Genomic DNA, 22,443 nt, shown 5'->3' with positions numbered 1-22,443 from the left:
TGCCGAGGACCGGTGTCAGCAATGTTCACTTCACTCCACCGGTTTGACTTTCGGTTCGATGAATATGTTTTGTCGGAACTGGCTATGTGAATCATCTTCTCGAATTAACGGGTGTTGCGGTGGGGGTCAGTCATTTGTGGCGAAATGGTCGGTTGGTTGGGTCGGGCATCGTGGAAATTGCATCGAGGTAGAGATGTTGGTCAGTCTTGCTGGCAAATTTTGTGTCTAGCCAAGGTAGTTGGGGCTGTCCTACCATTGAATTGGCGCCGGATCGGGTGGGAGAAATAGGCCACGTTGGCTGAGGTGTATCGACTCCGATTCGGTCGTCCAGGGAAGTCGACCTTCCGGAGGGATTCCGGGCAAACGAAAGGAGATCCGATGCCCGACGTCGATCTTGGACTCGCAACGGACTGGAACGAGGGTGACACTCACGGGCGCATCCGGCTCCGGCAGAACCAGGTCTACGAGAGCTCGCCCAAGAAGGACGTCCTGATCAGTTCGCCGGTCAGTATCGAGCTCTCGGTCAACACGAACTACTCGACCTCGCAGGAAGCGGACAAGATCTACTTCACGACCCATTACGGGAGTCAAAAGAAGATCATTGCGGTTCTCGACTCGAATGGCGATCTGTACATCGCCGGCCGGGTGATTGAGGGTCAGAGGAACTTGTCCTACCGGTAGGTCTGGAATTTGTCCTGCAGGTAGGCCAGCTCAGACGGCAAACGGGATGTCGAGGCCGAGGCGGCGGCCTCGACATCCCGTTCCGTTTCGTCCGGTCAAACGGCTGGGCTGCTGGCCACCCCGGCGGGTAGGAACCGCCGGCCGGTCACCCGCTGCGCGGTGCCGGTCCGGTCCAGGTACGGGGTGATCCCGCCGAGGTGGAACGGCCACCCCGCGCCGAGGATCATGCACAGGTCGATGTCCTGTGGTTCGGCGACCACACCCTCGTCGAGCATCAGCCGGGCCTCCTGCGCCAACGCGTCGAGGGCCCGTTGCCGGACCTGCTCGGCGGTCAACGGCTGCGACCCGACCTCCAGCAGCTTGCCGATCTCGGGATTCATCTCGTCGTCCACCATCAGCGGCAGCCCGGACTCGGCGATCCGCCGCAGGTTGTCGCTGACCGTGAACCGGTCGGGGTACGCGGCCTGCAACGTACCGCCGACATGGTGGGCCACCGGCGGGCCGACCAGCTGCAGCAGGGCCAGCGGCCGCATCGGCAGGCCGAGCGGGTCCAGCGCGGCGTCGGCGACCTCCGGCGGGGTGCCGGCGTCCACTGCGGCGAAGATCTCGCCGAGGAACCGGGTCAGCAGCCGGTTGACCACGAAGGCCGGGGCGTCCGACACCAGCACGCAGGACTTGCGCAGCTGCTTGCCAATGGCGAACGCGGTGGCCAAGGCCACGTCGTCGGTCCGCTCCCCGCGAACGATTTCCAACAGGGGCAGGACGGCGACCGGGTTGAAGAAGTGGAAGCCGACCACCCGTTCGGGGTGGGCCAGGTCGGCGGCCATGTCGGAGACGGACAGCGACGAGGTGTTGGTGGCCAGGATCGTTTCGGGGCCGACGATCGACTCAACCTCGGCCCACACCTGCTTCTTGACCTTGAGGTCCTCGAAGACGGCCTCGATGACGAAATCGGCGTCGGCGAAGGTGCTCTTGTCGACCGACCCGCTCACCAGCGCCAGCAGCTTCGCCGCCGTTCCGGTGTCGATTCGGCCCTTGCCCACCTGCTTCTCAATCTCGGAGTGCACGTAGCTCAGCCCGGCGTCCACCCGGGCCTGGTCCAGGTCGGTGAGCACCACCGGCACCTGCAGTCGGCGGGCGAACAGCAGCGCCAACTGGGAGGCCATCAACCCGGCCCCGACGACGCCGACCTTGGTGACCGGCCGGGCCAGGTCCGCCGAGGGAGCGCCGGCCGGCCGCTTGGCGCGTCGCTGGACCAGGTCGAACGCGTACAGCCCGCTGCGCAGCTCCTCGGACAGGATCAGGTCGGCGAGGGCCTCGTCCTCGGCAGCTGTGCCCTCGGCGAACGGGGTCTCCTTGGCCAGCGCAAGCAGGTCGAGGGCCCGGTAAGCGGCCGGTACCGCGCCGTGCAACCGCTGGTCGAGCAGCTGGCGGGCGAAGTAGAGCACCCCGTCCCACATGTCCCGGTCGACCTCCGGGCGGTCGACGGTCACCACGCCGGCTACCACGCTGGCCGCCCACTGCAGGGACTGCTCCAGGAAATCGGCCGGTTCGAGCAGGATGTCGGCGATGCCCATTTCCGCAGCCTGCTTCGGCTTGAGCATCTTGTTCTGGGTCAACGGATTCTGGATGATCACCTGCGCGGCGGCCGGGATGCCGATCAGGTTCGGCAGCAACTGGGTGCCTCCCCAGCCCGGCACCAGACCGAGGGACACCTCCGGCAGGGCCAGCGGACCCGCTCCGCCGGACAGCGTCCGGTAGTGGCAGTGCAGGGCGAGTTCCAGCCCGCCACCCATCGCGGCACCGTTGACGAAGGCGAAGGTCGGCACTGCGCTGTCGCGCAGCCGGGCGAAGATCCGGTGGCCCGTCCGGCCGATCTCCAGCGCCTGCTCACGGTCGACGAGCTGCGGCATCGCGGTGAGGTCGGCGCCGACGCAGAAAACGTACGGCTTGCCGGTGACCGCCACGAAGGCCGGCTCGCCGGCCAGCGCCTCGGTGATCGCCGCATCCAGACCGGCCAGCCCGGCCGGCCCGAGAGTGTTGGGTTTGCGGTGGTCCAGACCGTTGTCCAGGGTGATCAGCGCGGCGGGCCGGTCCAGTCCGGGCACGTGCACCTGCCGGACCAGCGCCCGGGTGACCACCTCGTCGGGATTGTGCAGCATCAGTTCTCGTCTCCCTGCTCTGCCGGGCCGGTCCAGGCCGGGTTCTCCCAGATGACCGAGCCGCCCATGCCGATGCCGATGCACATGGCGGTCAGCCCGTAGCGCACCTCGGGATGTTCGGCGAACTGCCGGGCCAGCTGGGTCATCAGCCGTACGCCGGAGGAGGCCAGCGGGTGCCCGATGGCGATGGCGCCACCCCACGGGTTGACCCGTGGGTCGTCGGCGTCGACGCCGAAGTGGTCGAGGAAGGCCAGCACCTGGACGGCGAATGCCTCGTTCAGCTCGAACAGGCCGATGTCGTCGATGCCCAGCCCGGCCAGCCGCAGGGCCTTCTCGGTCGCTGGGATCGGGCCGACGCCCATCACCTCCGGCTCCACGCCGACGAAGCCGTACGAGACCAGCCGCATCGCCACCGGCAGACCCAGCTCACGGGCCACGTCCTCGGCGGCGACCACGCTGGCGGTCGCGCCGTCGTTGAGCCCGGCGGCGTTGCCGGCGGTGACCCGCCCGTGCGGCCGGAACGGGGTCTTGAGAGTGGCCAGCTTCTCCAGGGAGGTCTCCCGGGGTGCCTCGTCGACGGTGGCCAGCCCCCAGCCGGCCTCCGGGTCGCGGACCGCCACCGGGACCAGGTCGGGCTGCAGCTTGCCGTTGGCGTACGCCTTGGCGGTCTTGACCTGGGAGGCGAGGGCGAAGGCGTCGGCGCGTGCCTTGGTGATGCCGGGCAGCCGGTCGTGCAGGTTCTCTGCGGTCGCGCCCATGATCAGCGCGGACGGGTCGACCAGCTTCTCGGCCAGGATGCGCGGGTTGGGGTCGACGCCTTCGCCCATCGGGTGCCGGCCCATGTGTTCGACCCCGCCAGCGATCGCCACGTCGTAGGCGCCCATCGCGATGCCGCCGGCCACCGAGGTGACCGCAGTCATCGCGCCGGCGCACATCCGGTCGATGGCGAAGCCGGGCACCGTCTTGGGTAGCCCGGCCAGGAGCGCGGCGGTGCGACCGATGGTGAGCCCCTGGTCCCCGGTCTGGGTGGTCGCCGCGATGGCTACCTCTTCGACCCGGTCGGGGGGTAGTTGCGGGTTGCGCCGCAGCAGTTCGCGGATGCAGCGGATGACGAGATCGTCGGCGCGGGTGTGGGCGTACATCCCGCCGGCTTTGCCGAACGGGGTACGGACGCCGTCGACGAAGACGACGTCCCGGACTTCACGCGGCACGATGGGGCCTCCTTGCCGGCCTGGATACGCGGGGCAGACCTCCATGCTACTTGTCGGTAACAAATGTCGACCGGTGCCCCTGGTGTGGCCCGGGCCACACCAGGGGCACCGGTCGGGAGTCTCCTCCGGCGGATCGGTCCGATCCGGCTCCGGTACCGTGATTGTCAATCGTGTGCCACCGCCCGCACCGGACATTCGCGACCCGCCGGACGGGCGACGGACGACCAACCCCAGACGGACGACAATCCAACAGAGGAGACACGGTGAAGGTTCTGATCGCCGGAGGCGCGGGCTTCATCGGCAGTACGATCGCCTCCGCGTGCCTTGACGACGGCATCGAGCCGGTGGTGCTGGACAACCTGAGCACCGGGCGAATTGAGTTCACCCGCGACCGGATCTTCTACCAGGGCGACATCGCCGACGGTGCCCTGATCGACCGGATCTTCGCCGAACACCCGGACATCCGTGCGGTGGTGCACGCCGCGGCGCTGATCGTGGTGCCCGAATCGGTCGCCGAACCGCTGCGCTACTACCGGGAGAACGTCGCGAAGTCGATCGACTTCATCGAGCACGTGGCCCGCAACGGAGCCGAGCGGTACCTGTTCAGCTCCTCGGCGTCGATCTACCGGCCGGGTGCGGACTTCTCCGTCGACGAGTCCTCGCCGCTCGAGCCGACCAGCCCGTACGCGCGGACCAAGGCGGTGATGGAGATGCTGCTCGCCGACTGCGCCGCCGCCATGCCGCTGCGGGCGCTGTCGCTGCGCTACTTCAACCCGATCGGCGCTGACCCGCAGCTGCGCACCGGCCTGCAGATCCGCCAGCCCACCCACGTCCTCGGCAAGCTGATCACCGCCGTGCAGACCGGGGCCGAGTTCACCATCACCGGGGTCGACTGGCCCACCCGTGACGGCTCGGGAATCCGCGACTACATCCACGTCTGGGACCTGGCCCGGGCGCACGTGCAGGCGTTGCGCCATTTCGACGAGATTCTGCCGGTCGGCGCCGACCGCCGCTACGAGGTGCTCAACCTCGGCACCGGCGACGGCACCACGGTGCGTGAGTTCGTCGAGGCCTTCCGCTCAGTGGTCGACCAGCCGCTGCGGGTCCGGGAGACCGGGCCCCGCCCCGGGGACGCCGCCGGCTCGTACACCCGCAGCGTACGGGCGCGTCGGCTGCTCGACTGGAAGCCCGAGCTGTCCATCGCCGACGGCATCCGGCACTCGTTGGCCTGGTCGGCGCGGCGGGACCAGGTGCTCGACGACTGAGCACGGCGTCCGGCCGCGTCGACAGCGACCTTAATCGTGACGTTCCTGGCGACCCGCCGCGGCGGCCTACCGCGGCGGGTCCCGCAGCGCGGCGCTCAGCTCCGCCACGATCAGCGACACCTGCCAGGTGCGGGCACCGAACCCCTGCAACGTCGCCGCCACCGACTCGTCGCTGATCTCCTCTGGCGGAGTCCAGGCGAGCCGGCGGACCGAGTCCGGCGCGATCAGGTTCTCCGGCGGTAGCAGGTTCGCCGCGGCCGTGCGGATCACCACCTCCCGGCAACGGGCCAGCCGTGCCGCGGCCGCCGGATCCCGTTCCGCCCAGCGGTGCGGCGGGGGAGGGCCGTCGAGCGGGGGCGTGGTCGGCAGGGCGTCGTCGGGCAGGGCGCGGGCGACGTCCAGCGCGTCCAGCCAGATCCCCGCCAACCGCCGGACCGAGCGGCCGTTGAAGCCAGGCAACGCCAGCAGGGCCCGCTCGTCCCGGGGGTCGAGTTCGGCCGCCGCGATGATCGCCGAATCCGGCAGCACCCGGCCCGGTGCCGAATCGCGGCGGGCGGCGACGTTGTCCCGAGCCTGCCACAACGCGCGTACCCGGGCCTGGGCCCGCGCTCCGCGCACCCGGTGGATGCCGGAGGTCCGCCGCCACGGCTCCGGCCGCACCCGGGTCGGCTGGCTGCCCCAGGCGACCAGGGCGGCGAACTCCTCGGCCGCCCACTGCTGCTTGCCCTGGCGTTCCAACTCCAGGGCGAGTACGTCCCGCAGCTCGACCAGCAGTTCGACGTCGAGCGCCGCGTAGGTCAGCCACGACTCCGGAAGCGGGCGGGTCGACCAGTCGGCGGCGGAGTGGTGCTTCTCCAACGAGAAGCCGAGCAGCGCCTCGGTCAGCGCGGCCAACCCCACCCGCTCGTAGCCGGCCAGCCGGGCGGCCAACTCGGTGTCGAACAACCGGCGTGGGCGCAACCCGACATCGGCCAGGCAGGGCAGATCCTGGCTGGCGGCGTGCAGCACCCATTCGGCATCGGCGATCGCGGCGTCGAGCACGCCCAGCTCAGGCAGCGGCAGCGGGTCGATCAGCGCCGTACCGGCACCCGCCCGGCGTAGCTGCAGCAGATAGGCGCGTTGGGTGTATCGGTATCCGGAGGCGCGCTCGGCGTCGATGGCGACCGGACCGGAGCCGGCAGCGAACCGGGCAACGGCCTCGGCGAGAGCGTCGTCGTCGGCCACCGGTGCAGGGGTGCCGTCGCGGGGAGCGGTCAGCGCAACGGGCCCGCCGGGCGAGGAGTCGGACCCCCCGCCATCGGACGCCGGCGGCTGCGCCAGCGGGTGGTGCGGCTCGCTCCCTGCTGGGCGTTGCGCGGTCCGACGGCGCAGGGGGGATTCGTCGGTCACCTGACAACCCTAGTGCCCGGCCTGCCGCCGGCCGCACGAGGTGTCACCGGCGCGTCGGCTCCGAGCCGGGCCGAGTTGACCGGCGACACCCCGGTGAGGTGTCCAGCGGGTGGCAATCGTGTATCACCGGGCGAGAGGTGACGACAAACACCGTACTGCCCGGTACGGTCGTATCGCCGCTCAGCGGCAGGTGGGCCGGCTGCCGCGGTGAAGGAGAGGCTGCCACGATATGACCAGTGGGTACGACGATCCACGCTCCGTCGCTGTCCCCGACGACGCGGGCCCGCGACATGCCGCGCCGGAGGCGCATACGCCGCCGGCGGCCCGCACCGTCGAGGACGCCTACGTCGCCGAGAAGGCTCCTGCCGCCGGCGAGCCGCCATCCGCTCCCGAGGCGTCGATGTCTTGGTCGCCGGCCGGCGCGACCTCGGACCGCCCGGGCTCGTGGGCGCCGCCGGCCGACCAGCTCCGCCGGGTCACCTCGGCCCGGCGGGGATGGCCAGGGGCGACCGCGCTGCTGCTGGTCCTGCTCCTGGCCGGCCTGGCGGGTTTCCAGACGTACCAGATCCGCCAGTTGACCACCCGACTCGCCGAGGTCGACCAGCGGCTGACCCGGGCGCAGGGAGCCGACGCCGACCGCTTCGATCTGGTCGAGGCGCGCGCCGCCGAGCTGGAACGGCAGGTCGGCGCGGCCTTCGACCCCGAGGCGATCGCCACGGCGGTGCTGCCCAGCGTCTTCCGGGTCAGCGCCGGGCGGTTCACCGGCACGGCCTTCGCAGTGGGCGAGTCAGCCGACGGCGGCACCAATCTGCTGACCAACTATCACGTCGTCGAGCCCAGCTATCTGGCCGGCAACCGGCGGGTCTTCCTGGAGCGCGACGGTGAACGAATTGAGGCCGCGGTCGTCGCGGTGGACGAGGACAGCGACGTGGCGCAGCTGCGGACCGACCGTTCCTTCCCCGGCCTGCCGCCAGCTCCCGACGAGGTCAAGTCCGGTCAGCAGATCGTGGTCGTCGGGGCCCCGCTCGGGCTCGTCGACTCGGTGACCACCGGGGTGGTCAGCGCGTTGCGGGACGCCGACGACAGCACCGGCCCGGTCATCCAGTTCGACGCTCCGATCAACCCCGGCAACTCGGGCGGGCCGGTGATCAACAGCGGCAAGCAGGTGGTGGGCATCGCCACCGCGAAGGCCCGCGACGCAGAGGGGATCGGACTGGCTGTGCCTATCAGTACCGCCTGCGACGTGTTCGAGATCTGCTGACCGGGTCAGGCCGTGCCGGCCGACCGCCGCCGGCCCGGCAGCACCGTCACCCCCGGCGGCGGCAGACCGGCGGTCGACGCCAGTAGGGCACACCAGGCCCTCAGATGGGCATCGAGCCCAGTGGTCGACGGCGTCCACGAGGCGCGGATCTCGATGTCGCCACCCGCAGGCGGGCCGGCCAGCTCGCCGAACCGGGTGGAGCAGGTCTGGGTGACCGTGCCGCCCAGCGCGCCGTAGGCCGCCCCGTGGACCTCCAACGCATCGGTCAACCAGGTCCAGCCGACGGTCGGCAGCAGCGGGTCCGCGACCAGGTCAACCTCCAAGTCCGCGGTGACGTAGGTCACCAGGCGCAGAGTGCCCTGCCAGGCGTCGTGTCCGTCCGGGTCGTGCAGCAGGACCAACCGCCCGGTGGCCACCTCGTCCGAGCCACGTAGCACCGTGGCGCTCAACGCGAACGCGTAGGGGGCCAGCCGCTGGGGGGCGCCGACCTCCTCGATCTGGATTTCCTCCCGGGGGGTCACCGCGCGCAGTCCGGCGACGGCGCGGTGGAACGCCTCGGGCAACGCGGTAAGGGGGGCCATGGCCAAAAGCCTAGGCCGCGCTCCCACCAGATGGGGATCGGCGCGCCGGGGTCCAGTGGCGGTGACCGCGACGACAGCGTTTCGCCGGCCAAGGACCGGATCGGGGCGGCGGCTGCAAAACAGCCGTGCAGCCGTGACACCATAGGCGCCGATGACCACGACGACGCCGGGCAACGCCGCCCACGACGCGACACCCGACACACCCGCGCGGGCCCCGAACCCGGCGGGACCGCTGGCCACCTCCGCCTTCGTCCGGGCCTGCCGCCGGGAACCGGTGCCGCACACGCCGGTGTGGTTCATGCGCCAGGCCGGTCGTTCGCTGCCCGAGTACCGCCAGCTGCGCAGCGGCATCGGCATGCTGGAGTCCTGCCGGCGGCCGGACCTGGTCGCCGAGATCACCATGCAGCCAGTACGGCGGCACGGCGTGGACGCCGCGATCCTGTTCAGCGACATCGTCGTCCCGGTGGCGGCGGCCGGCGTAGAGTTGGAGATCGTCGCCGGCACCGGGCCGGTCATCGCCGAACCGGTCCGCAGCGCCGCCGACGTCGGTCGGCTTCGTCGGATCACCCCGGATGACATCGGCTTCGTCGACGAGGCGGTTCGGCTGCTCGTCGCCGCGCTCGGTGAGACTCCGCTGATCGGGTTCGCGGGTGCGCCGTTCACCCTGGCCAGCTACCTGGTCGAAGGCGGACCGTCACGTACCCACGGGCGGACCAAGGCCCTGATGTACGGCGATCCGAAGACCTGGCACGCGCTCTGCGCCCGGCTCGCCGAGATCACCCTGGAGTTTCTCCGGGTGCAGGTCGCGGCGGGCGTCGCCGCGATCCAGCTGTTCGACTCCTGGGCCGGGACGCTCTCCGAGGCCGACTACCGTCGGCACGTCCTGCCGCACTCCGCGGCGGTGCTGCACGGCCTGGCCGACGCCGGAGTGCCCCGGATCCATTTCGGAGTGGGGACCGCCGAACTGCTCAAAGCGATGGGCGAGGCCGGCGCGGACGTGGTCGGGGTGGACTGGCGTACCCCGCTGGACGCTGCGACCGCGCGGATCGGCCCGGACCGTGCCGTGCAGGGCAACCTCGACCCGTGTCTGCTGCTAGCGCCGTGGCCGGTGGTGCGCACCGAGGTCCGGCGGGTACTGGCCGACGGGCTCGCCGCCCCCGGACACGTGTTCAACCTCGGTCACGGGGTGCTGCCGGAGACCGACCCCGACGTGCTGACCAGGGTCGTCGACCTGGTGCACGAGACGTCGCAGCGCTGACCCGCGTCACACCCGGGTAGGCCCGGCCGGCGGGCCCGACCGCCCGGGTGGCAAGGTGACGGTATGCAGCAACCGTGGCGGATCGCCGTGGTGGGTGGCGGGATCGCCGGGCTGGCCGCGGCGTTGCGGCTGCGCGACCGGGCACCCGCCGGGACCCGGATCACGGTCTACGAGCAGTCCGACGAGCTGGGCGGCAAGCTGCGTACCAGGGAATTCGCCGGGCTGCCGGTGGAACGCGGTGCCGAGGCGTTCCTGATGCGGGATCCGGCCGGCGGCGACTCCGCCGCGGTCGTGCTTGCCCGCCGGGTCGGCCTCGGCGACCACCTGCGGCACCCGGCGGTCGGCCAGGCGGCGCTGGCCCGGGACGGACGGTTCGTTCCGCTACCCGCCGGGACGCTGATCGGCGTGCCCGGCGACCTCGCGGCGGTGGCCCGGGTGGCCCGCGCCGAACCGGAGCGCGACGCCGACCAGGGCCGGCCGTTGCTGCAGCCGGACGAGGACGTCGCCGTCGGTGAGCTGGTCCGTCGGCAGCTGGGTGACGAGGTCGTCGAGCAACTGGTCGACCCGATGCTCGGCGGGGTGTACGCGGGTCGGGCCGACACCTTGTCGTTGGCCACCACCATCCCCGGACTGGCGACGGCGGCCCGCACGGAACACACCCTGGTCGCGGCGGTCCGGGCGGCGCTGGCCGCCCGGCCACCGGCGGCCGGCGCGCCGGTGTTCGCCACCGTCGACGGCGGGCTGAGCCGGCTGGTGGCGGCGGTCCGGGCCGCGTTGTCGGCCGCCGACGGGGCAGCCGAGGTCCGGTTGCGGACCTCGGCGGTGGTACGGGAGTTGGCCGCCTCGGCGGCCGGCTGGCGGTTGACGGTCGGGCCGACCCGCGGCGCCGAGCGGGTGGACGTCGATGCGGTGGTGCTGGCGGTGCCGGCCCGGCCGGCGGCCCGGCTGCTCGCCGCGGTGGACGCCGCCGCGGCGGTCCGGGTCGGTGCGCTCGAGTACGCCAGCATCGCCCTGGTCACCCTGGCGGTGCCGCAGCTGCAGCTGCCGGAGATCTCCGGCTTCCTGGTGCCGGCGACCGAGCGGACCATTACCAAGGCCGTCACCCTGTTCAGCACCAAGTGGGCCCAGCTGCGACGGTCGGACGGGCTGGCCGTGGTCCGTGCCTCGGTCGGCCGCCACGGCGACGAGCGGCTACTGCAACGCTCCGACGACGAACTGGTCGACGCCGTGCGTGCGGAGCTGACCCGGCTCACCGGCGTCCGGCAGCCGGCCTCCGTGCAGTCGCACGTGCAGCGGTGGGGTGGCGCGCTGCCGCAGTACCCGCCGGGACACCTGAGCCGGGTGGCTGCGGCCCGTCGGTCGCTGCGGTCCGCCGGGCACCGGCTGGCGTTGGCCGGCGCGGCGTACGACGGTATCGGCATCCCGGTGTGCGTGCGGTCCGGCGAGAACGCCGCCGATGAGATCCTGACTAAATTGGAAGGGGAACGCCGATGAGCGGCGACGAGCAGACCAATGCGGCACGGTTGCGTGAGCTGAACTCGACGATCCGGTACACCATGTGGTCGGTGTTCCGGGTCGCCGAGCGGCTGCCGGCGCTGCGCGGCGACATGATCGGTGAGGTCGAGTCGCTGATCGGCGAGCTGACCGCCAAGGACGTCACGGTCCGGGGCACCTACGACGTCGCCGGGCTGCGGGCCGACGCCGACATCATGATCTGGTGGCACGCGGCGGACAGCGACGAGCTGCAGGACGCGTACGGGCGGTTGCGCCGTACGGCGTTGGGCCGCCACCTCGCTCCGGTCTGGTCCCAGCTGGCGCTGCACCGCCCGGCCGAGTTCAACAAGAGTCATGTGCCGGCGTTCCTGGGGGGCGAGCCGGCCCGGGCGTACATCTGCGTGTACCCGTTCGTTCGCTCGTACGAGTGGTACCTGCTGCCGGAGGCGGAGCGGCGAGCGATGCTGGCCGAGCACGGGCAGATGGCCCGGCCGTATCCGGACGTCCGGGCGAACACCGTCGCATCCTTCGCACTCGGCGACTACGAGTGGATACTCGCCTTCGAAGCCGACGAACTACACCGGATCGTCGATCTGATGCGCGACCTGCGGGCCTCGTCGGCGCGGCGGCACGTCCGCGCGGAGGTGCCGTTCTTCACCGGACGGAACCGTACCGTCGCCGACCTGGTCGCAAATCTGCCCTGACGTTTCCCGGGGGCCGGCCCGGGTACCTATCCACTGCCCCCCGAGGTTGCCCGGTCAGCCGACCGGGTCGACCGGACCGGAGAAGGACCACTCATCTGATCCGGAGGAGGGTGTGATGAGTACGCAAGCTCCGACCCGCAACACCACCGCCGTGAACCGGCCGATGACCGGGCAGCCGATGGCCGACGGCCAGGCACACCAGATGGACATGAACGCTGGGACGCGCCCGGCGATCACCCCGGGCACCGAGACGAAGTCGGCGTTCCGCAGCACCGAGTTCTACGTCTACCTGATCGCGGTCGCCGGCGTACTGCTGGCCTCCCAGGTGATCAACCCGGACATCGATGGCGTGCAGGGTACCGCCGGTGGCGGGGACCCCTTCCCGGCCAGCACCGCATGGCTGTACGTCGCGCTGCTGACCATCGGTTACGTGGTCAGCCGAGGGCTGGCCAAGGCCGGCAGCGCCTGGCGGAACTCGGGTGAGCGACAGCGCTGACCCGTGCAGGGCCGCCGACCCGGTGACGGGTATGGCGGACCGGGCCGGCGGCCGCGGTGGACACGTCCATCCGGTCGCCGGTCTTCGCGTGGACCGCCCGGTCGGTCAGGTCCCGCGTCGGTCAGGTCCCGCCGAGTGCACCGCACCGACCGGATCTGCCGCACGGCGCATCGGTGCGTGCCAGATGCCGTCCTCGAGGTACTCCGGTCCGACGACGACGAACCCGTACCGCGCGTACAGCCCGGTCAGGTGGGCCTGGGCGTCGAGCACGCAGGGCCGTCCGGCGGCGAGCCGCAACGCCGCCTCGACGAGCCGACCGGCGTGACCCCGGCCGCGTTCGGTCGCGGCGACGGCCACCCGGCCGATCCTGGCCGTGGGCTCCGCGCCGCCGCCTGGTTCGTCGAGCAGCCGTAGGCAGGCCACCACCGTGTCACCCCGGGACAGCCACAGTTGGCGGGCGTCCGGCTCGATGTCGCGGCCGTCCAGCTCCGGGTACGCGCACCGCTGCTCCACCACGAACACGTCGACCCGTAGCTTGAGCAGCTGGTACAGCACCAACGGCGGCAGTTCGGCGGTGTGCGCGACGTGCTGCGTCAGGCCAGTTTTGGGGGGCACGCCGACGGATGATACGCGGCTCAGCCCGGCCGGCTGCCGACCGCGTCGCGGACCTCGGCACCCTGCTCCTGGTCAACTGCCCGGGCACAGTGGGCGCAGCAGAAGAACCGTCCGGACACCTCGACCCCGTGCCCGACAATCTTGCACTGGCAGTGCTCGCAGATCGGCGCGAGCAGTTGGATCGCGCACTCGAACGAGTCAAAGGTGTAGGTGTCCCCGCTGACCGTCCGAATGTCGAACGCCAGCCAGTAGTCGTTGCCGCAGACCTCACAGGTCGCCATCGTGCTCCTCCCAACGTCAGCCTCATTCGCAGGGTGCGGCATCGGGGAGGCCCGGAACGGGCGAATCGCCGAAATGCTGTGACCGAAATGCTGGGACATGCGCGAGGGAGCGGGGTGGGCCGTCAACTCCGGGTGGCGTCGGTCGCCGGCTCCAGCCGCAGCGCTACCGAGTTCATGCAGTAGCGGGCGTTGCGGGGGGTGTACCGCTCGCCGTCGAACCGGTGCCCGAGGTGCGAGTCGCAGGTGGCGCAGCGCACCTCGGTGCGGACCATGCCGTGCGAGCGGTCCTCGATGTAGCGCACCGACCCGGGCAGCGCCTCGTCGAAGCTCGGCCAGCCACAGTGCGAGTCGAACTTGGTGTCACTGGTGAACAGCGGCGTGTCGCAGGCCCGGCAGTGGTACGTGCCGACCGTCGTGGTCTCGACGTACTCGCCGGACCAGGGTGCCTCGGTGCCGGCCTGACGCAGCACCCGGAACTCCTCGGGGTTGAGCCGCGCCCGCCACTGCTCGTCGGTACGGGGCAGGGACGTCATCTCGTCTGTCATGGTCACTACGGTACGGCGGTACGGCACCGCCGGCCGCCGATCACCGGCCGGCTGGCCTAAGGTCGAGGGGTGACAGGGCAGAGCCGGAGTTTCCGGGCCGCGACCACCGTCGAAGTGGCCGGCCACCAGGTGCGGCTGAGTAGCCCGGACCGGGTGTGCTTCCCCGGGCCGGGGTACACCAAGCGGGACGTGTTCGACTACTACCTGGCCGTCGGCGACGGCATCCTGCGCGCGCTGCGCGACCGTCCCACCACGCTGCAGCGGTTCCCGGACGGCGTCGACGGCGAGATGTTCTTCCAGAAGCGCGTGCCGGCCCGGGGCGTGCCGCCGTGGCTGCGTACCGCCGAGATCAAGTTTCCCAGTGGCCGTACCGCCGACGAACTCTGCCCGGCGGATCTGGCCCACGTCGCCTGGGCCGCGCAGATGGGCACCGTGGTGTTCCACCCCTGGCCGGTCCGGTCCGGTGACGTGGACCGGCCGGACGAGCTGCGGATCGATCTGGACCCGCAGCCGGGTACCGACTTCGCCGACGCGGTGGCGGCCGCGGGCGAGGTCCGGGCGATCCTCGACGAGCTCGGTGCCACCGGGTACCCGAAGACCTCCGGCGGCCGCGGGGTGCACGTCTACCTGCGGATCCAGCCGCGCTGGCTGTTCACCGAGGTCCGTCGGGCGGTGATCGCGTTCGCCCGCGAGGTGCAGCGCCGTCGGCCCGACCTGGTCACCACGTCCTGGTGGAAGGAGGAGCGAGGGCGAAAGGTCTTCATCGACTACAACCAGATGGCCCGGGACCGGACCATTGCCTGTGCCTACTCACTGCGGGCGAACCCCCGCGCCACCGTCTCCACCCCGGTCACCTGGGACGAGTTGACCCGGGCCGAGCCGGACGACTTCGACCTGCGCACCGTACCGCCGCGGCTGGCCGCCGTCGGTGACCCGCACGCCGGGATCGACGACTCGCCGTGGGACATCACCCCGCTGCTGGAGTGGGCCGACCGGGACGACCGCGACGGCGCCGGTGACCTGCCGTACCCGCCGGACCATCCGAAGATGCCCGGCGAGCCGATGCGGGTGCAGCCGTCCCGGGCCCGCCCGGTGCCCGGCGGCTGACCCGCCCAGGTCCGGCCACGTCCGCCCGGGTCTGAGGTCAGGACGAGCATTTCAGGCCGTCGTCGGGCACCGTCAGATCGATCAGGTACGCGTCCACCACGTCGGCCACGCAAGCCACGTGCGGGTACGCCGTGTGCCCGTCGCCCTCGTGGGTCACCAGCACGCCGGTGCCGAGCGACTCGGCCAGCCGTGGTGCCTGCTCGTACGGGGTGGCCGGATCACCGGTGGTGCCGACGACGAGGATCGGCGCGGCACCGACCGCAAGACCGACCGGGTACGGGTCGGCCGCGACCGGCCAGTTGGCGCAGGCCAGCAGGCCGACGGCGAGCGCCGGACCGAACGTCGGATGCTGCCGGCGCCACTGCTGCTGCAGCTGCCGGATCTCGTCGGTGCCCAGCGGCACAGCGGCGTCGGCGCAGTTGACCGCAAGGTTGGCGGTGAACAGGTTGCCGTACCGGCCGTCGTCGCCGCGACCGGTGTAGCCGTCGGCGAGGTCGAACACCGGGCCCGGGTCGCCGTCGCCCAGCTCAGCCAGCGCCCGGCCCAGCCGTGGCCAGCCGCTGCGGTCGTACAGCGAGGCGACCACGGCGTAGAAGATCCAGCCGGCGGTGGCCGCCCGGCCGTCCGCCCCGGTGACCGGGCCCTGCCGGGCCCGGTCCATCGCCGCGGCCAGCGTGCCGGCCGGGTCGGCGCTGATCGGGCAGTCCGCCGGTGCGCCGGAACACCACCGCCCGAAGGCGGCGAACGCCCGTTCGAAGCCGGCGGCCTGGCTCAGTGACCCGGCGACCGGGTCCTGCCCCGGGTCGATCGCGCCGTCGAGCACCAGCGCGCGGACCCGGTGCGGGAACAGGTGCGCGTAGGTGGCTCCCAGCAGGCTCCCGTACGAGTAGCCGAGGAAGGTCAGCTGCTCGTCGCCGACCGCCGCCCGCACCGCGTCCAGATCCCGGGCGGTCTGATGGGTGGAGTACGCGGTGAGCCGCTCGCCGTAGCGCGCCGCGCAGCCGGCCGCGATCCGTTGACCGAGCGCGGCGGCCTCGGCGAAGGCGGCCGGGTCACGGGGATCCGGGTCCGCCCCGAAGGTGGCGTCCCAGTCGCTGTCGTCGACGCAGTCGACGGGGTCGGAGCGGCCGGCTCCGCGCGGGTCGAAGCCGACCAGGTCGAACCGGCGCAGCACCGTCTCCGGTAGGCCGCCGAGCCGTTCGCCGAGCGCCAACCGGGCGGCGGCGTCCACCCCGGAGACACCGGGCCCGCCTGGGTTGACCACCAGTGTGCCGATGCGGTCCTGCTGCCGGGCCGACCGGGCCCGGATCAGCGCGACCGAAAGGGTGCCGGCGGTGGGACCGGCGGCCCAGTCGACCGGTACGTCGATCGTGGCGCAGTCGTAGCGCAGCCCGTCGGGTGGTGGGCCGTACCGCTGCGTGGTCGACTCCGGGCAGGGCTGCCAGTGCGGCGGTGGGTCGGGCCCGCCGGTCGCCCCGGGGTCGGGCCGCGCCGCCGTGCACCCGGTCAGGCCGACCAGCGAACCAACCACGACGGCCGCGACGACAGGCTGCCAGCGGCGCCGGCTCGTGGGCAGCCAGCGGCGCCGGCTCACTGCTGGCTGGTCGGGTCGCCGGCCAGCACCTGGTCCACGTCGAACCGGACCGGTCGGTCCAGCTGGTCGTACCGGCAGGAGGCCGGCTCCCGGTCGGTACGCCAGCGTTGGAACCGTGCGGTGTGCCGGAACCGGTCGCCCTCCATCGCGTCGTAGGCGACCTCGGCGACCAGCTCGGGCCGCAGCGGCTGCCACTCGAGGTTCTTGCCGCCGCTCCACCGGCTCGGGGCGCCCGGAATCCGTTGGCCGGAGCCGTCGTCACCCGACCCCCACGGGTGGTCCGCGGCAGTGGTGCGCAACGGCGCCAGCTCGTCGACGAGCTCCGCGCGCCGGGCGGCGGTGAACGACGCAGACACGCCGACGTGGTGCAGTACCCCGGCGTCGTCGAAGAGCCCGAGCAGCAGTGACCCGATCACCTGGCCGGACTTGTGCCAGCGGAAGCCGGCGACGACCACGTCGGCGGTCCGCCCGTGCTTGACCTTGAACATCGTCCTTTTCCCGGGCTCGTAGCGCAGCTCGGCCGGCTTGGCGATGACGCCGTCGAGGCCGGCGCCTTCGAAGATCTCGAACCAGCGGCGGGCGGTGTCCGGGTCGGTGGTCACCGGGGTCAGATGCACCGGTGCGGTGACCGCCGCCAGCGCGTCGGTCAGCCGGGCCCGGCGGGTGGTGAACGGCTCGTCGAGCAGCACCTCGTCGCCCAGCGCCAGCAGGTCGAAGGCGACGAAGGAAGCCGGGGTCTGCTCGGCGAGCAGCCGCACCCGGGAGGCCGCCGGATGGATCCGTTGGCCGAGCAGGTCGAAGTCGAGCCGGGACCGCCCGGTCTCCGGCCGGATCACCACCAACTCGCCGTCCACCACGCTCCGGGGCGGCAACTGCTGCCGGGCCTGCTCGATGACCTCGGGAAAATACCTGGTCAGCGTCTTTCCGCCGCGACTGGCCAGCTCGACCTGATCACCGTCACGGAAGATGACACAGCGGTAGCCGTCCCACTTGGGCTCGTAGCTCATCCCGGCGGCGACCGGCAGCGTCGCGACCGGTTTCGCCAGCATCGGCTCGATCGGTAGGGCGATCGGGAAAGTCACCCACCCAGTGAACCATCCCGGTCCGACGATCCGCCGGACCGCCGGCCGAGGACGACTAGCGGGACCACCGGACCACGGCACGGACCCGGCGCAACATCGGCCGGACCGGGCGGACCAGCCACGGGAGGCGGCGTGCCGCGCGCCGGTACAACGGCTGGGCCGCCGTCCGCAGCTGCTGACGGGTCGTGTCGAGCTCCGCCCGGGCGGAGCGCAGTTGCTGTTCGAGCTCGGCGAGCCGGGCTGCGGTGATCGTCGCCATCAACTCGTGACCGGTGACCGGTTCGCTGCGGCCGTCCTCGCCGCGTACCAGCCAGGGGCGGTCGCCGTAGACGTCGATCTGATGGCCGGCCAGCGGTACGCCGGCCTTCTCCAGCCCGTCCGGGAACTGCTCGGCGAACATCGCCCGGCAGTGTTTCGCCTGGTCGGCCGAGGTGGCCAGGATCAGCTTGTTGGGCACCAACACGGCGGGCACCAGGCTGCCGCCGTCGCCGAGGTAGCTGAACAGGCCGGTGATCACGCCGAGCCAGTGCCGGTTGAGTACGTCGTCGAGTACCACCAGCCCGTGGTCGACCACGGTCCGTTCGGCGATTCGCAGGTCGCTCACCGTGATCTGGTCGGTGTGGCCACCGTCGATGGAGAAAATCCGGAAGCGGCGCCCGGCGGCGACGAAGCCGGCCTGCTCCAGGTCGAGACTCGACGACTGCACGATGTCGACGTTGTCGCCGGCGCCGTAGGTCGCGAGGTTCTGCTCGAAGATGTCCCGGTCACCGCGTCCGGACTGGTCGAGGTTGGCAGCCTGGTCGTCGAAGACGTCGATGGCGACCGCCCGCTGATCCGCTGGCGCATCCAGGGCGAGGCACAGGAACGATTTGCCGTGGTGAATGCCGATCTCGGCCACGTCGCCGCTCACCCCGGCCCCGCGCTGAGCGGCCTCCACGCCGCTGAGGTACACCGCGGTCGAGACGTTCAGCCAGCCCTTGACCTGGTGCAGACCGGTCCGCAGGTAGCTGGCGGTCCGCTCGGGCAGGACCGGTGTGAACGCTGTCATGGTGGCAGACCATACCGCTGATTACCGCAGCGACAGACGGTCGATCGGAGGACAATCCAGGTGACCGCACCGGCCGTCCTGGTCGGTGTCCTGCTCCGCTCGTCGGCGCCGTCCCGGCGACCGTACGGGAAAGGCGGATCGCGTGCCCAGCTTCACCTATCCGCAGGCCGGCGCCACCGCCGTGCTGCGCGACCAGACCGGATCGGTCCGGCACTCCGTACCGCCGCTGCCGGCGGGCTACCGCCATCTGCGGTCTTGTCGCCGGCTGCGGCCGGGCAGCTTCCCGGCGGCGGCCGAGGCGGTGCTCACCTGGCGGATGCACCGGGCCGCCGGTGCCCGGGTGACGGCGTCGGCTCCCCGCGCCGAGACCGGTGTGCTGGTGACGGTCGGTCTCGGCGTCGGGCCGCTGCGGATCGCCGCGCCGTGCGCGGTGGTGTGGGCGGTCGACGAGCCGGACCTCGCCGGATTCGCGTACGGCACCCTGCCCGGCCATCCGGCCAGTGGCGAGGAGGCGTTCCTGGTGCACCGCGACGGCGACCGGGTGTGGCTGTCGGTGGTGGCGTTCAGCCGGCCGGTGGCGCCGATCATGCGGCTGGCCGGCCCACTGGGTGCGCTGGCACAGCGGGCCTACGCCCACCGGCTGGGCACCGCGCTGCGCCGGCTCACCCGCTGACCGCCGACGGCACGCCGGCCGGCGACGGGTCAGTAGGCGGCGAAGGAACGGACCGGGGCCCGGGGCCCGAACCGGGGCGCCCGCACCCCGGCCAGCTCCAGCAGCAGACAGACCCGACCGCGGTGCCCCCGGAACGGCTCCAGTAGTTCGAGCATCCGGGTGTCGGTCCCGCGGGCCTCGCCGGCCAGCGCCCAGGCCACCGTGTTCGGCAGGTGGTAGTCGCCGACGCTCACCGCGTCGGCCGCGCCGAACGCCACCCGGACCACCTCGGCAGCGGTCCACGGGCCGATCCCGGGCAGCGCGGTCAACCGCCGGGTGGCCGTCTGCGGGTCGCCGCTGTCCGACAACCGGTCGGCGACCGCCGCCGCGCCGCACAGGGCCTGCGCCCGTCGTTGCTCGATACCCAGCGGATGCAGCGACCAGTACGGCGCGGCGGCGAGGGCTGCCGGCTCCGGCGCGACCCAGAGGTCAGCGACCGGGCCGGGAGCTGGTGCGCCGTACCGGCGGACCGTCGCAGCGTACCCGCGGTACGCCTCCGCACCGGTGACCTTCTGCTCCAGCACGGCCCGCAGCAACCGGGGGAACACCTGCCCGGTGGCTGGGAGCCGGACGCCGGCGTAGCGGCGGACCACCGCCGTGACGACCGGATGCCGGCGGGCCATGGGCAGGAAACTGGACACGTCGTCGCGGAGCCCGGCGACCGCATCGGCGATGTCGCAGATCTGGCTGGCGCCGGGTCCGTAGCCGGCGGCGACGAGCTCGCCGCCGTGTCGGCACAGCGCCAGGGTCGCCGGCCCGGCCGGGGTACGGGCGGTCCACCAGAAGGTGTCCGCCAGCCACCGGGCGCACGGATCGTGTCGGCCCATCGCCAGCGTCCGTACCGAGCCGGCTAGCTGGTAGCCGGCCGGCGGCCGCAGCACCCGGACCCGCGCCGGTGCGGCCCCGGACGTCCGTCTTTCCACGACCATGCCGGTCACTGTGCCAGCAGCGGCGGACAGCATCGACGCCGGGACGAGTCTGCTGCTCGTCCCGGCGTCGGTTCGCTGGACCCGGGTTACCTTCGGTCACCGCCGATCACCGTCGGCGACGGCCGACCTCATCGGGTGACGACAACCCGGACCACGTCGAAGGCGGGGATCTGGTTGGCCCGCTGCATCATCGGCACCCGGTGCGAGCCGTCGCCGGCCCACGACGCGCACTGGGCGATGCCGGGGCCGGGCAGGCCGGGCACTTCGACGGTGACCTCGTCGGCGCCGGCGCCACCCCGACCGTCCTCGGTGGCTACGAAGAACGCCGGCACCGGGCCAGGTTCGGGAGCGGTGCGGTTGCTGGTCAGCATCCGGCACGCGGTGTGGAAGTGCCCCCGGGTCAGGCCGTCCTCGGTCAGGAACGAGCTTTCCAGGTAGTAGCCGCCCTGCCCGGCCGGCAGGAACCGGTCGCGTACCAGGTTGCGGGTGCTGATCCGCAGGGTGAACGGTTGGTTCGCGCGTACCCGCCCCGGCGACGAGATGATCATCAGCTGCGGGTTGGTGTCCGCGTCGCCGACCTCGCCGAACGCCGTACTTACACACCGCTCACCGTCCTGGAAACCCTCGTGCGGGTCCAACGAACTGTCGGCGCAGTCGTCGCCGAGGATTTCCAACCCGGCCGGCGTGTCGGTCGGATCGTCGGGGGCGGGGGAGTCCTGGCACTGGTCCGGGCCGCGCTGGCCGTCACCCCAGTGGTGCCGTACGCCGTTGCCGTCCACGGTGGTCCCGGTATCCGCCGGATCGACCGACTCGCTCGGGCTTACACAGACCGCGGCGGCCCGGTCGCGACCACGGTCCCGGTCCCGGTCGCCGCGGGTTCCGGCAGACGAGATCTGGGTCACCGCCACCACGCCGCCGAAGACCGCCAACATCGTTGTCACCGCGATGACGCGGTTGCGGGTGCTACCCGCCGATCTGCCCCGGCGTGTCGGCTGGTCACTGGTACGCCTGCGGCGCTGTGGGCTGTTCACGTGGTGCCACCTCTTTCGTCGAACGCCAATTGGTCGTCCGGGTGCAACGCAGTTGGTGATGGCTGTGGTTCGCCACTGCCGTCGACCGTATGGATGTCACTCCACAACAGTCAACAATCCTTAGAGCAACTACGGAACACTTAGGAGGCACTTAACGCGGGCTTTAAGAACCGGCTCGAGGCGCCGGTGGCGGATCCACCGCAAACGAGGCGACGGCCGGCCGCGCCCTCCCTGGCAACGACCGGCCGCCGCGATTCACGGGCGCCCTGAAAGAGTCAGTAGTCGTAGTCGCCCGAGTCCTCAGAGTCACTGTCGAAGCTGTCCGAGTCCTTGCTGTCGTCGAGGCCCTTGATGTTGTCTCGGCCGTCACCGTCCGGCACCGCAATCGGCTTCGGGGTGCCCTCCGGCAGGCACTCCAGGTTCTTCGTGCCGTCCGGCTGCACGACGTACCAGGTGCCGCCGACACCCTGGCCCTTCCAGTCGCCGGGCTTTTCGTCTCCGGCGTAGTAGTAGATCGGCCAACCGTCGATGGTCAGTTGCCGGGTGCCGTCCGGCCGGTTCACCGTGCCGACCAGCTCCTCGTCCACCCCGGACAGAATGGGGTCGCCGTCGGTCAGCGCCGGCGGCCAGATCTTGGCGCAGTCGCCCTCGCAGTTCGAGGTCGCCGGGTCGTTGGAGTCCTCCTCGAAGCGGTAGAGCAGCCAGCCGTCCTCGTCGGTGACGACGTCACCCATCTTGTCGACGGCCTTGCCGACCAGCTCCTTGGTAAGGTCCTCGTCGGCGACCTCGACCGCGATGTCCTCGGTTTCCACCGGCTCGGGCGCGGCCGACGCCGCGTTCGCCGCGTTGACGACTGGCTGGGCCTGAGCGCCGCCAAAGTCGTCCGGGTTGTAACCTGCCGGGGCGCAACCCGGCAACACGAGTGCCGCCAGCGCGCCTGCGACTATGACGGTCCGCTTTCCCAGTGCCACGTGCCCTCCCTCATTCGTCCACATCG

Annotated in this window: 22 protein-coding genes; 9 read left to right on the top strand and 13 right to left on the bottom strand. The window is 71.7% G+C overall.

All coding sequences use genetic code 11. The annotated features are described in order from the left end of the window. Positions 1-378 precede the first annotated feature (378 nt). A complete protein-coding gene (locus ACFHWS_RS15225; RefSeq protein WP_416555727.1) occupies positions 379-681 on the top strand; it encodes a DUF6342 family protein in 303 nt (100 codons plus the stop codon). Positions 682-776: 95 nt separating this feature from the next. On the opposite strand, the gene ACFHWS_RS15220 is transcribed toward ACFHWS_RS15225, so the two are convergent. Further along, positions 777-2,843 (bottom strand): 3-hydroxyacyl-CoA dehydrogenase NAD-binding domain-containing protein, encoded by a 2,067-nt coding sequence (locus tag ACFHWS_RS15220; protein WP_416555726.1) that lies wholly within the window; start codon positions 2,841-2,843, stop codon positions 777-779. Beyond that, entirely contained in the window at positions 2,843-4,054 is a 1,212-nt protein-coding gene (locus ACFHWS_RS15215) for a thiolase family protein (protein WP_416568395.1), read from the bottom strand. The genes ACFHWS_RS15220 and ACFHWS_RS15215 overlap by 1 nt, the downstream gene beginning before the upstream one ends. A gap of 263 nt (positions 4,055-4,317) precedes the next feature. On the opposite strand from ACFHWS_RS15215, the gene galE reads away from it, so the two are divergent. Further along, positions 4,318-5,319, top strand: a complete 1,002-nt coding sequence (gene galE, locus ACFHWS_RS15210; protein WP_416555724.1) for a UDP-glucose 4-epimerase GalE — start codon at positions 4,318-4,320, stop codon at positions 5,317-5,319. Between the two features lie 66 nt (positions 5,320-5,385). Here galE and ACFHWS_RS15205 read toward each other — a convergent pair whose 3' ends face one another. Next, positions 5,386-6,708 carry an HRDC domain-containing protein gene (locus ACFHWS_RS15205; RefSeq protein ID WP_416555723.1) on the bottom strand — a complete coding sequence of 441 codons (1,323 nt, stop codon included), beginning with the start codon at positions 6,706-6,708 and terminating at the stop codon, positions 5,386-5,388. Between the two features lie 229 nt (positions 6,709-6,937). Here ACFHWS_RS15205 and ACFHWS_RS15200 point away from each other — a divergent pair, with 229 nt between their 5' ends. Continuing rightward, positions 6,938-7,969, top strand: a complete 1,032-nt coding sequence (locus ACFHWS_RS15200; protein WP_416568394.1) for a S1C family serine protease — start codon at positions 6,938-6,940, stop codon at positions 7,967-7,969. Positions 7,970-7,974: 5 nt separating this feature from the next. Here ACFHWS_RS15200 and ACFHWS_RS15195 read toward each other — a convergent pair whose 3' ends face one another. Beyond that, positions 7,975-8,550, bottom strand: a complete 576-nt coding sequence (locus ACFHWS_RS15195; RefSeq protein ID WP_416555721.1) for a DUF3000 domain-containing protein — start codon at positions 8,548-8,550, stop codon at positions 7,975-7,977. Between the two features lie 151 nt (positions 8,551-8,701). Here ACFHWS_RS15195 and hemE point away from each other — a divergent pair, with 151 nt between their 5' ends. From hemE to ACFHWS_RS15175, 4 genes are all read left to right on the top strand, one after another. Further along, positions 8,702-9,808, top strand: a complete 1,107-nt coding sequence (hemE, locus tag ACFHWS_RS15190; RefSeq protein WP_416555720.1) for a uroporphyrinogen decarboxylase — start codon at positions 8,702-8,704, stop codon at positions 9,806-9,808. A 63-nt stretch (positions 9,809-9,871) separates the two neighbouring features. Continuing rightward, on the top strand, positions 9,872-11,302 hold the full coding sequence (hemG, locus tag ACFHWS_RS15185) for a protoporphyrinogen oxidase (RefSeq protein ID WP_416555719.1): 1,431 nt from the start codon (positions 9,872-9,874) through the stop codon (positions 11,300-11,302). Further along, the gene (hemQ, locus tag ACFHWS_RS15180) at positions 11,299-12,006 is read left to right on the top strand and encodes a hydrogen peroxide-dependent heme synthase (RefSeq protein WP_416555718.1); all 708 of its coding nucleotides are present in this window, start codon (positions 11,299-11,301) and stop codon (positions 12,004-12,006) included. The genes hemG and hemQ overlap by 4 nt, the downstream gene beginning before the upstream one ends. Before the next feature lie 115 nt (positions 12,007-12,121). Further along, positions 12,122-12,502: a hypothetical protein gene (locus ACFHWS_RS15175; RefSeq protein WP_416555717.1), complete on the top strand. Its 381-nt coding sequence runs from the start codon at positions 12,122-12,124 to the stop codon at positions 12,500-12,502. A 105-nt stretch (positions 12,503-12,607) separates the two neighbouring features. Here ACFHWS_RS15175 and ACFHWS_RS15170 read toward each other — a convergent pair whose 3' ends face one another. From ACFHWS_RS15170 to msrB, 3 genes are all read right to left on the bottom strand, one after another. After that, positions 12,608-13,117, bottom strand: coding sequence for a GNAT family N-acetyltransferase (locus ACFHWS_RS15170; protein WP_416555716.1), 510 nt, complete (start codon positions 13,115-13,117; stop codon positions 12,608-12,610). A gap of 20 nt (positions 13,118-13,137) precedes the next feature. Further along, positions 13,138-13,398, bottom strand: coding sequence for a Prokaryotic metallothionein (locus ACFHWS_RS15165; RefSeq protein WP_278168181.1), 261 nt, complete (start codon positions 13,396-13,398; stop codon positions 13,138-13,140). A 122-nt stretch (positions 13,399-13,520) separates the two neighbouring features. Then, positions 13,521-13,943: a peptide-methionine (R)-S-oxide reductase MsrB gene (gene msrB, locus ACFHWS_RS15160; RefSeq protein ID WP_416555715.1), complete on the bottom strand. Its 423-nt coding sequence runs from the start codon at positions 13,941-13,943 to the stop codon at positions 13,521-13,523. Between the two features lie 69 nt (positions 13,944-14,012). On the opposite strand from msrB, the gene ligD reads away from it, so the two are divergent. Then, positions 14,013-15,050 carry a non-homologous end-joining DNA ligase gene (gene ligD / locus ACFHWS_RS15155; RefSeq protein ID WP_416555714.1) on the top strand — a complete coding sequence of 346 codons (1,038 nt, stop codon included), beginning with the start codon at positions 14,013-14,015 and terminating at the stop codon, positions 15,048-15,050. Between the two features lie 37 nt (positions 15,051-15,087). Here the strand turns inward: ligD and ACFHWS_RS15150 are convergent, their stop codons facing one another. From ACFHWS_RS15150 to ACFHWS_RS15140, 3 genes are all read right to left on the bottom strand, one after another. Further along, positions 15,088-16,644, bottom strand: coding sequence for an alpha/beta hydrolase (locus ACFHWS_RS15150; RefSeq protein WP_416555713.1), 1,557 nt, complete (start codon positions 16,642-16,644; stop codon positions 15,088-15,090). Next, a complete protein-coding gene (locus tag ACFHWS_RS15145) occupies positions 16,641-17,693 on the bottom strand; it encodes an ATP-dependent DNA ligase (protein ID WP_416568410.1) in 1,053 nt (350 codons plus the stop codon). The genes ACFHWS_RS15150 and ACFHWS_RS15145 overlap by 4 nt, the downstream gene beginning before the upstream one ends. An 88-nt stretch (positions 17,694-17,781) precedes the next feature. Beyond that, complete coding sequence (locus ACFHWS_RS15140) at positions 17,782-18,774, bottom strand: class I SAM-dependent methyltransferase (RefSeq protein ID WP_416555712.1); 993 nt, start codon at positions 18,772-18,774, stop codon at positions 17,782-17,784. A gap of 142 nt (positions 18,775-18,916) precedes the next feature. Here ACFHWS_RS15140 and ACFHWS_RS15135 point away from each other — a divergent pair, with 142 nt between their 5' ends. Further along, positions 18,917-19,447 carry a DUF1990 family protein gene (locus ACFHWS_RS15135; protein ID WP_416555711.1) on the top strand — a complete coding sequence of 177 codons (531 nt, stop codon included), beginning with the start codon at positions 18,917-18,919 and terminating at the stop codon, positions 19,445-19,447. A 29-nt stretch (positions 19,448-19,476) separates the two neighbouring features. Here the strand turns inward: ACFHWS_RS15135 and ACFHWS_RS15130 are convergent, their stop codons facing one another. The 3 genes from ACFHWS_RS15130 to ACFHWS_RS15120 all read right to left on the bottom strand — a co-directional run bounded on the left by ACFHWS_RS15130 (position 19,477) and on the right by ACFHWS_RS15120 (position 22,417). After that, the gene (locus tag ACFHWS_RS15130) at positions 19,477-20,415 is read right to left on the bottom strand and encodes a DNA-3-methyladenine glycosylase family protein (protein ID WP_416555710.1); all 939 of its coding nucleotides are present in this window, start codon (positions 20,413-20,415) and stop codon (positions 19,477-19,479) included. A 128-nt stretch (positions 20,416-20,543) separates the two neighbouring features. Continuing rightward, a complete protein-coding gene (locus ACFHWS_RS15125) occupies positions 20,544-21,347 on the bottom strand; it encodes a hypothetical protein (protein WP_416555763.1) in 804 nt (267 codons plus the stop codon). 374 nt (positions 21,348-21,721) lie between these two features. Further along, complete coding sequence (locus ACFHWS_RS15120; protein ID WP_416555709.1) at positions 21,722-22,417, bottom strand: hypothetical protein; 696 nt, start codon at positions 22,415-22,417, stop codon at positions 21,722-21,724. Between the last annotated feature and the right edge of the window lie 26 nt (positions 22,418-22,443).

The sequence above is a fragment of the Micromonospora sp. LOL_013 genome (genome assembly GCF_048060315.1).
Lineage (GTDB): Bacteria > Actinomycetota > Actinomycetes > Mycobacteriales > Micromonosporaceae > Micromonospora_E.
The sequence above is the reverse complement of the archived record's forward strand: the minus strand, read 5'-3'. Positions and strand labels throughout refer to the sequence as shown.